Source organism: Lapillicoccus sp. (assembly GCF_025353065.1).
Lineage (GTDB): Bacteria > Actinomycetota > Actinomycetes > Actinomycetales > Dermatophilaceae > Lapillicoccus.
On record NZ_JANXRJ010000165.1, the window covers coordinates 1 to 6,746 of the forward strand.

Sequence of the window (6,746 nt, forward strand, 5' to 3'; positions counted from 1 at the left end):
GTCGTCGAGGCAGGCGGATCAGACGACTCAGCCCAGGTCACCGAGGTCGGCGACGCCCCGAAGACCCGGCGACGCCGGCGCGCCTCCCGACGGTCGACGGCCGGCGACGTCACCGATGTGGCCGGGCAGACCCGCGACGACACGGACGCCGGCTGGGGAGAGGACAAGCCCTCGAGCGTCGTCCAGGGCTCCCACGACAGCTGGCTCCGCGAGCAGAGGCCGCCGCACTGGGGCCGGGACTGACCCCCGGATCGGGGTGAGGCCGCGTCATCGATGACGCGTTTTCACCCCAATCCGGAGGGCTGGCGGGTGGCCGGGTCAGGCCTGGGGGAGCGGGGGGAGGTCCCGTCGGCCCTCGAGGCTCTGGTTGCGCAGCAGGTCACGGATCTCCTGCAGGAGGATGACGTCCTCGGACGGCGCTGCCGGCTCGGGCTCCACGCCCTGCTTGCGCAGGGACATGATGCGGTTCATCGGGACGACGACGATGAAGTAGACGACGGCGGCCGTGAGGGTGAAGACGATCAGCTCGTTGATGATGCCGCCGAAGTCCATGAACGTCTTGGCGTTGCCCTTGCGCAGCGTCGGGCCGAAACCGAGGCTCGAGCCGCTGACGATGGCGGCCAGCAACGGGTTGATGATGTTGCTGATGACGACGCTGACGACCTTGGCGAAGGCGGTGCCGATGACGACGGCGACGGCGAGGTCGACGATGTTGCCGCGGAGCAGGAAGTCCTTGAAGCCCTTGATCATGGAGAAGGCCTTTCGGTTGCCGTTCCCCGCCGGGTGGGGGTCGGATCGGCGACCACGCTAGCGAAGATCAGCCGGATGCATGGGCGTAACCGCGGGTCACGGCGGCTGGAGCGCGAGGACGAACCCGGTGACCCCGGTCGTCGTGGCCATCGCGGCCGCGAGGGCGCGGGCCTCGTCCGTGCTGACCGCCAGCACGAGGCGACCCGAGGATCCGGGATCCGTGCCCAGCAGCCCGGGGTCGGGCAGATCGACGCTGAGCACCCGCGCCCCAGCCGCGATGGTCTGACCCGTGCCCGGGGCGAGCACCCTGACCGAGTCGGCCGGCCGCACCGCCGGCAGGATGCCCGGGTCGAGCAACGGCACGCTCATCGCCACGAGTCCGGCAGCAAGGCCGGTCAGCAGGGCCGGGCCCGTGAACCGGCCGGTCGTCAGCACCTCACCAACTGCGAGCGGTCCGGCCGCGACCCGTCCGTCCGCTTCTTGGGCTGTCGTCAGGGCGCCCTCCGGTCGCTGCGTCGGTGGTCGGAGCTCGGTCCGCACGTCCGAGCCGGAGACCGCAATGCCGATCGGCACGGCTCGGGCGACGACGACGACCGGCACGCCGACCTCCACCGGATGCGGTGTCAGCTGCGCTCCGATCAGCCAGACCGCAGCCCCAGCCAGCACCCCGGACAGGACCCGTCGGGCCTTGGTCCGCTGCCATGCGGCGCGGCGCGTGCGCGACCCGAGGATCGACGGCAGGCGCTCGCGCCACCTTGCCGGCTCGCGGTCATCACTCACGTGGGCAGCGTGATGGGCAGCTGCAGCCCGTCGAGGGCGCGACGGCACGGGCACGTCGCCTCGGCGTCCGACGCGGCCGCCGGCAGCGCCGGGATGACCCTGGCGAGGACCCCCTTGAGGCCCTCGATGTTCTTCGCGAACACCTGCAGCACCTCGTCATGGGTCACGCCCGACTCGCCCTCGACACCGGCGTCGTGGTCGGTCACCATCGCGACGGTCGTGAAGCACATCGCCAGCTCGCGAGCGATGGACGCCTCCGGCATACCCGTCATGCCGACGACGCTCCAGCCGGCCTGCTGGTGCCACTGGCTCTCGGCCCGCGACGAGAACCGTGGCCCGTTGATGACGACGAGCGTCCCGGTCTCGGCCAGCGACAGATCGGACTCCTGCACGACGCCGTTCACCGCCGCACGTCCGCGCGGACAGTACGGGTCGGCGAAGCCGACGTGCACGACCGGCCCGATGTCGTCGTAGACCGTGTGCGCCCGCCCCCAGGTGCGGTCGACGACCTGGTCGGGCACGACGATGGTCCCGGGGCCGAGCTCCCGCTTCAACGACCCGACGGCACAGGGTGCCAGCACCTGCCGCACCCCGACGGACCGCAGCGCCCAGAGGTTGGCCCGGTAGTTCACCCGGTGCGGCGGGAAGCGGTGACCCTGCCCGTGCCGGGCGAGGAAGGCGACCCGGCGCCCGGCGACCTCACCGAGGACGAGGTCGTCGCTCGGGTCGCCGAACGGTGTCTCGACGCGCACGTGCTCGGCGTCGGTGAAGAACTCGTAGAATCCCGACCCGCCGATGATCCCGATCTCGGCCCGGGAGGTGGTCGGCGTGGACGTCTCCGCGCTGGGGGTGGTCGCGTCAGTCGTCATACGGCGACCCTATGCGGCACCGCCCCGCCGCCGGTATGCCGCCGTCCCCGCCTGTGGACGGTGGGGTCTGCGGCGAGGGGGGTGGGGACAACTCCTTCAGCCTCAGGTCGTCGGCAGGTGCAGACGATCGGCGGTCGACTCGGGCCGTGAGGTCACTCGGGGAAGCTCACGCCGACCATCCGCTCCCACATCTCCCACATCCTGCGGCCGTCCTCCGGGCTGGCCAGCCGGCTGTAGAGCGGCTCCTCCGCCGGCGCGCCGCGCAGGTGCTGGAATCCCTCGGGGCCGTAGAACAGGCCACCCTTCGCGTCGGGGCTGGTCGCGGCATACACAGCAGGCAGCGCCGCCGACTCCGCGGTGCCGAACAGGATCCCGCGACGCGACAGCGCGCGGATGGCTCTCACGCGCACGGTGTCGTCCGGCCGGCCCATCTGGGGCTGTGCGGCCAGCAGGTTCGTCGGCGAGATCCCGGGGTGCGCGAGGTTGCTCCGGAGGCCCCACCCCTGCGCCGTGCTGCGGCGGTGGAGCTCCATCGCGAACAGCCCGAGGGCGATCTTCATGTGGCTGTAGGACGTGAACGCGTCGTAGCCCGTCTCCCAGTTCGGGTCCTCCCAGTTGACGGCGTTGTGGTTCGCGGAGAGCGAGACCTGGGTGACCACGTGCGTCTTCCCCTCGCGCAGCAGCGGCAGCAGCCGCGCCGCCAACGCGACGTGCCCGAGGTGGTTCGTCGCGAACTGCAGCTCGAAGCCGTCCGTGGTGACCTGGCGGGTCGGCGGGGTCATCACCCCGGCGTTGTTGACCAGGATGTCGAGCGGTCGCCCTTCCTGCAGCAGCTGGTCGGCGAGATCAGCCACGGAGCTCAGCGACGACAGGTCCAGGGTCCGGGCGGACAGCTGCGCGCCGGGCGTCCGCTCGAGGATGCGCTGCGCGGCAGCCTCGCCCTTGGCCCGGTTGCGGACGGGCATCAGCACCTCAGCGCCGGCGCCCGCGAGCCGGGCGGCGATGTGGCACCCGATCCCCGTCGCTCGCGCCCGTGACGAGCGCGAGCTTCCCGGTCAGGTCCGGAACGGTGAGAGAGATGGGCGGGCGTGGCATGGAGCGTCTCCTTCGTCGGGCAGGCGTTCGCCCGCGCAGGTGCTGCGACTCCATGGTCGCCCGAACGCCGCGACCTGGACAGTGGGCGGTCCGATCAGAAGTAGTCGCGGACGTGCACCGGGGCACCGCCCGACCAGCCGTCGAACACCGCGTCGTGGTCCGCCGGTCCGTGCAGGAGGCCCAGCTGCCGCAGGTTGGCGGCCGACTGCACCCCGGCATACGACAGGGCGAGGCCGCGGGGGGCGAAGGTCGGGAGGTCTCCCCCCTCGGGGGCCGCGCCGGTGCGGACGCACCCGTCGCCCTCGAGGCGGTAGCTGCCGTCCTGCACCCCGAGAAGGTCGCCGACGACGGCGAACTCCCTCCTCACGTCAGCGAATCGGCCGTCTGCCACCGCGACCGTGAAGGCGGCGGCGACGTCGTCGACCCGCAGCATGTAGGGACGGCTGTCGACGACCCGGCCGACGTCGGTGGTCAGGTGCAACCGCGCTTCGTCGGTGCCGACGGCGCCGGAGGTGCGGAAGCGGATCTCGCCGGTGACGCTGGCGAACCCGCCGAAGAAGCGCCAGAGGGCGGGGTAGGCGCGAGGGTCGACGGCCAGCAGGTCGAGGACCCGGATCCACGAGGCGCTGTCGTAGCCCGGACCGCGTTCCCAGCTCGCGTAGCCGACGACGGAGCCGCTCGGGTCGGTCGCGAGCGTGACCCCCGTGAACTCCCTCAGGACCTCCTCGTCGGTCTCGGTGAAGGACTCACCCCGCCGGGTGAGCGGCCCGTGCTGCCTCGATGCCCAGGCGTCGTAGACCGCGCGGACGGCCGGCATGTCGGCGACCTCGGCCCGGCGGAGGGCGATCTCCGGCGAGGCGGCCAGGCCGCGCAGGGACAGCGTCGGGACGGTGACGAGGTCATACGAGCCGACGAGCTCGTAGCCGAACTTGCGGTAGATGCCCGGGGCCGTCGGATAGAGCGTCGAGAGGGTCTCACCCCGCTCGCGGGCCTCGGCGAGGGCGGCCCGGAACAGCTCGGTGAGCAGGCCGCCGCCGCGGGCCTCCGGGCTCACGGCGACCGAGGCGATGCCGCTGGTGGGGACCTCGACTCCGTGCCACCAGGAGCCGTAGGAGCGCGTCGCCATCCGGGCTGCGAGCCGCCCGCCCACGAAGGTGCCCCAGTCGTGCTTGCCGGCGGAGGTTCCCGGCGCGGGGGCGGTCTGACCCGCGGGATAGGGCCCGAACGCCTCGGCCCCGAGGGCGTGGGACTGAGCGGCGTCCTCCGGCGTCAGCGGCCTGGTCTGGTGCGGCAGGCTGGTCTCGGGAGGCATACCGGAAACCTAGCCGAGCCCGCCCGCAGCCCGCGGTGCCCTCAGGACGAGGAGGTGCTCGAAGCCTTGCTGCCCGAAGAACCTGAACTGCCCGAGAAGCCGGCCGAGCCGGACCCCTTTCCGGACGCCGAGCTGCTCGAGCTGGCGGAGGCGCTCTTGTCGCTGCTCTTCGCCGCGGCGGCCCCGTCGGACTTCTTCTCCGAGCCCTTCGTGTCCGAGGACTTGTCGGTGCCCTTGGAGTCGGTGCCCTTGGAGTCGGAGCCCTTGTCGGAGCCCTTGTCGGAGCCCGACTCGCTCTTCGACTCGGCCTTGGCCGCAGCACCGTTCGCGGAGGCGCGGGAGTCGTTGCGGTAGAAGCCCGATCCCTTGAAGCTGACCCCGATCGAGCCGTAGACCTTGCGCAACGCGCCACTGCACTCGGGGCAGGTGGTGAGGGCGTCGTCCGTGAACGACTGCACCGCGTCGAAGGTGTGCCCGCACTCGCGACAGGCGTAGGCGTACGTGGGCAACTGGGGGTCCTCCGATGGATCAGGACGGCTTGGCCGCCTGCGTGATGGGTCGAGATGGTTGCTTCGTCAACGTCCCAAGTCTACGGGTGCTTCCCGGAGGCCCCGGACCGTCCCGTCGTCGACTTCGCTCAGACCCAGCCGGCGAGCCGGCCGCCCTGGTCGACCGCGCGGATGCGGGCCTCGGCGGCGCTGCGGGCGTCCGCCGTCGTGACGATGAGCAGCTGGTCGCCGTGCCGCAGCGGCGTCTTGGGGGTCGGCACCGAACCCTTCCCGTCTCGCACGACGAGCGTGACGTTGGCCCCCAGCGGGAGCCGCAGCTCGAAGATCTCCACGCCGTGGATGCGGGAGGTGTCCCCGACGGTGACCTGGATGACGTCGGCGCCTATCGTCTCGAGCGGCGTCGTCTCGACGCTCAGCTCGACCTGCTGGACGGACTCGGTGAGGCCCAGCCGGCGGGCGACCCACGGCAGGGTCGGGGCCTGGATGAGCGTGAAGATCACCACGAGGACGAAGACGAGGTCGAAGATCCACTCGGTGCCCGGGGTGCCGAGCGTGGCGGGCACCGTGGCGAGCACGACGGGGACGGCGCCCCGCAGCCCGGCCCAGGAGAGGAACACCTGGTCGCGCCAGCCGATCCGGAACGGGGTCAGCGAGACGATCACCGACAGCGGTCGGGCCAGCAGCAGCAGGACCAGCCCGACCACGAGCGCGGGGACGATCCGCTCGGCGAGCCGCGCCGGGCTGGCGAGCAGCCCGAGCAGGACGAAGAGGCCGATCTGGGCCACCGTGCCGAGGGCCGAGGAGAACCCGTGCACCGCGGACCGGTGGGGCAGGCCCATGTTGCCGAGCGCCAGCGCCGAGAGGTATGCCGCGAGGAAGCCGCTCGTGTGCGCGGTGTCGGCCGCGGCATACGCGAGGACGACCAGGGCGATGACCCCGATGGAGAACAGGCCGGACGATGCGCCGGCGGCCCGGCGCAGCGCGGCCCCGCCGAACCGGCCGATCAGCAGGCCGACCGCGGCGCCGCCGGCGAGCTCGCCGGCCGCCTCGAGCACGAGGAACCACCAGGGGTGGTGCGCCGCTCCGGGGACGGACTCTGCGGCGAGGGAGACGACGAGGATGACCACCGGCGCGTCGTTGAAGCCCGACTCGGCCTCGAGCATCCCGCTGAGGCGTCGGGGGAGGGGGACGGTGCGCAGGACCGAGAACACCGCCGCCGCGTCGGTCGAGGTGAGGATCGCCCCGACGAGGAGCGCGACGGTCCAGTCGAGGTGCAGCAGGTAGCGGGCCGCGACCGCGACGACGACCACGGACACCACGACGCCGACGGTCGAGAGGACTGCAGCCGGCGCCACCGACCGGCGGATGCCCGACCACTGGGTCGTGAGGCCGCCCTCGGCGAGGATGAGGATGAGCGCGGCATACCCGAGC

General features: G+C 72.3%; 8 protein-coding genes. 1 reads left to right on the forward strand and 7 read right to left on the reverse strand.

Annotated features, from left to right (window positions below; genetic code table 11):
• Positions 1–243, forward strand: a 243-nt coding sequence (locus tag Q0R63_RS13220) for a hypothetical protein (protein ID WP_295697998.1), incomplete at its 5' end; no start/stop codon positions are given.
• A gap of 75 nt (positions 244–318) precedes the next feature.
• On the opposite strand, the gene mscL is transcribed toward Q0R63_RS13220, so the two are convergent.
• The 7 genes from mscL to Q0R63_RS13255 form a co-directional block, all read right to left on the reverse strand.
• A complete protein-coding gene (gene mscL, locus Q0R63_RS13225) occupies positions 319–750 on the reverse strand; it encodes a large conductance mechanosensitive channel protein MscL (protein ID WP_295698000.1) in 432 nt (143 codons plus the stop codon).
• 96 nt (positions 751–846) lie between these two features.
• Positions 847–1,530 carry an SAF domain-containing protein gene (locus tag Q0R63_RS13230; protein WP_295698002.1) on the reverse strand — a complete coding sequence of 228 codons (684 nt, stop codon included), beginning with the start codon at positions 1,528–1,530 and terminating at the stop codon, positions 847–849.
• The gene (locus Q0R63_RS13235) at positions 1,527–2,399 is read right to left on the reverse strand and encodes an S-methyl-5'-thioadenosine phosphorylase (protein WP_295698004.1); all 873 of its coding nucleotides are present in this window, start codon (positions 2,397–2,399) and stop codon (positions 1,527–1,529) included. Before Q0R63_RS13235 ends, Q0R63_RS13230 begins: the two co-directional genes overlap by 4 nt.
• A 152-nt stretch (positions 2,400–2,551) precedes the next feature.
• Positions 2,552–3,364: an SDR family oxidoreductase gene (locus tag Q0R63_RS13240; protein ID WP_366521131.1), complete on the reverse strand. Its 813-nt coding sequence runs from the start codon at positions 3,362–3,364 to the stop codon at positions 2,552–2,554.
• A 224-nt stretch (positions 3,365–3,588) separates the two neighbouring features.
• Complete coding sequence (locus Q0R63_RS13245) at positions 3,589–4,806, reverse strand: GNAT family N-acetyltransferase (RefSeq protein ID WP_295698007.1); 1,218 nt, start codon at positions 4,804–4,806, stop codon at positions 3,589–3,591.
• Between the two features lie 41 nt (positions 4,807–4,847).
• Positions 4,848–5,315 (reverse strand): FmdB family zinc ribbon protein, encoded by a 468-nt coding sequence (locus Q0R63_RS13250; protein ID WP_295698009.1) that lies wholly within the window; start codon positions 5,313–5,315, stop codon positions 4,848–4,850.
• Between the two features lie 128 nt (positions 5,316–5,443).
• On the reverse strand, positions 5,444–6,746 hold a 1,303-nt coding region (locus tag Q0R63_RS13255; protein ID WP_295698012.1), incomplete at its 5' end, for a potassium/proton antiporter.